The organism is Saccharomonospora iraqiensis subsp. iraqiensis, assembly GCF_000430445.1.
In the GTDB taxonomy this organism is placed as follows: Bacteria; Actinomycetota; Actinomycetes; order Mycobacteriales; family Pseudonocardiaceae; genus Saccharomonospora; species Saccharomonospora iraqiensis.
On sequence record NZ_AICW01000521.1, the window covers coordinates 1 to 2,352 of the forward strand.

The following is a 2,352-nucleotide window of genomic DNA, read 5'->3' on the forward strand; positions in this document are numbered from 1 at the left end:
CGTGCGGCGCCGGGACTGGCCGCCGCACCCGCACTGCGGGTGCGGTGCACCGGCCCGATCGCCGCGCCGAGGCCCCCTCCGACAGTGCCGGTGAGGCGGCGAGGCCCGGCGCCACCGCGATTCACACCGGGAATCGGTGCACAGACCGCGATGAGGAGGGCAGAATCGCGGTCGTGACGGACTCGGGCGATTCCCTCGACGACGACCAGACCGACCCCGCGATCCCCCGCAGGGCCGCGGCCCGCACGGCCAAACTGGCCAGCCTGCCGCTCGGCATCGCGGGACGCGCGGTCGGCGGCTGGGGTAGACGGCTGACCGGGCAGAACACCGAGGACGTGAACGCGGTGCTGTCGGCCAAGGCCGCCGAACAGCTCTTCGAGGTGCTGGGCACGCTCAAGGGCGGCGCGATGAAGTTCGGGCAGGCACTCAGCGTCTTCGAGGCCGCCGTCCCGGACGAGCTCGCGGCCCCGTACCGGGACGCGCTCACCCGGTTGCAGGCCGCGGCACCCCCGATGTCGGCGCGGCGGACACACCGGGTGCTGGCCGAGCAGCTCGGCCGGTCCTGGCAGCAACGGTTCGCGGAGTTCGACGACGAACCGGCCGCGGCGGCCAGCATCGGACAGGTGCACCGGGCCGTCTGGCACGACGGCCGCGAGGTCGCGGTCAAGGTGCAGTACCCGGGGGCCGACGAGGCACTGCGCAGTGACCTGCGCCAGCTCCAGCGGTTCAGCAGGCTCTTCCAGTCGCTCGTGCCCGGTACCGAGGTGAAACCCCTGCTCGCCGAGCTCGCCGACCGGATGGACGAGGAGCTGGACTACCGGGCCGAGGCCGACAACCAACGACGGTTCGCCCGGGCGTTCGACGGGGACGCCCGGGTGCGCGTGCCGAAGGTGGTGGCCAGCGCGCCGAAGGTGATCGTGACCGAATGGGTCACCGGAACCCCGTTCTCGGAGATCATCAACACCGGGACCCGGGACCAGCGGAACGAGGCGGGCCGTCTGCTCGCCGAGTTCCACTACTCCTCGCCCGAACGGGCGCACCTGCTGCACTCCGACCCGCACCCCGGCAACTTCCTGCTGCTGGAGGACGGCAGGCTCTGCGTCATCGACTTCGGGGCGGTCGCCGCGCTGCCGCACGGGGCCCCGCCCGCTCTCGGGGTCATGATGCGGCTGGCGCTGCAGAACCGCCCGGACGAGCTGTTCGAGATGCTGCGGGCGGAGGGGTTCGTCCGGGACGACGCCGACCTCGACGCCGACGACGTTTACGCCTGGTTGCGACCGTTGACCGCACCGCTGACCGACGAGACGTTCCACTTCACCCGCCGCTGGGCGCAGAAGCAGGCGCTGCGGATGGGCGACACCCGCAACCAGGACTTCCATACCGGCCGCTTCCTGAACCTCCCGCCCCAGTGGCTGCTCATCCACCGGGTGACGGCCGGGGCCATCGGCATCCTGTGCCAACTCGACGCGGAGGTGGCCGTGCGGGACATCGTGCGCCGGTGGCAACCGGGGTTCGCCGACCCGGGTGAGTGAGCCGACGGCCCGGTCCACCCGCTCGGGCCGCCGGCCGACGGGTGTCCACAGGGCGGCACCCGGGGCAACGGGAACCCCGTTCGCGACGCCGACCCGTCCACAACCCGCGGGTTCACCGGGCCGCCGGCCGCGGAGGCGGCCACGCTCGGCGGTATGACGACAGCGACTCACCCGCAGCATCCGGACCGCAGGGCCCACACCACCGTCGCCGACGTCGCCGCGGCGGCGTTGCGGCCCGACGACGAGGGCTGTGATCCGGCGGTTCCCGTGGTCACCGTCACCGAGCTCCGCCGACGGGGCCTCACCCCGAGCACGATCACGAAGCGCTGCCGACCCGGGGGGCCCTGGCGACGGCTGGCGAAGGGCGTGATCCTGCTCGGAACCGGCAGACCGACCCGGGAGCAGCTCCGCCGGGCCGCCGCGTTGTATCTCGGTCCGGACTGTGCCCTCACCGGTGTCGACGCACTGGCCGCCCACGGTGTCCCGCTCCCGCCGTCGGACACCGTGCCCGCGCTCGTACCCGAGCACCGCCGGGTGTTGCCGCCCCGGTTCACCACCGTCGAGCGGACGTCCCGGCCCCCCGAACCCGTCCGGATCGACGGACTGCCGTTCGCTCCCCCACCCCGTGCCACGGTGGACGCCGCACGCGGCGAGAGCGACGAACACCGGCTGCGGCGGATCCTCACCCGGCCCGTGCAGGAGGGCCTGTGCACACTCGCCGAGCTCCGCGACGAACTCGACGCCGGCAACCAGCGCGGCTCGGCCGCCGTCCGCGCGCAGCTCCGCGCGCTCGGCCGTACCGATCTCGGCCGCGGCCGAC

Annotated in this window: 1 protein-coding gene and 1 pseudogene; both read left to right on the forward strand. The window is 73.6% G+C overall.

The features are described from left to right. Positions 1-173: 173 nt before the first annotated feature. A complete protein-coding gene (locus tag ACTIR_RS0100285) occupies positions 174-1,532 on the forward strand; it encodes an ABC1 kinase family protein (protein WP_026452789.1) in 1,359 nt (452 codons plus the stop codon). 153 nt (positions 1,533-1,685) lie between these two features. After that, positions 1,686-2,352 (forward strand): annotated as a pseudogene (locus ACTIR_RS0100290) (hypothetical protein); the annotation flags it as partial.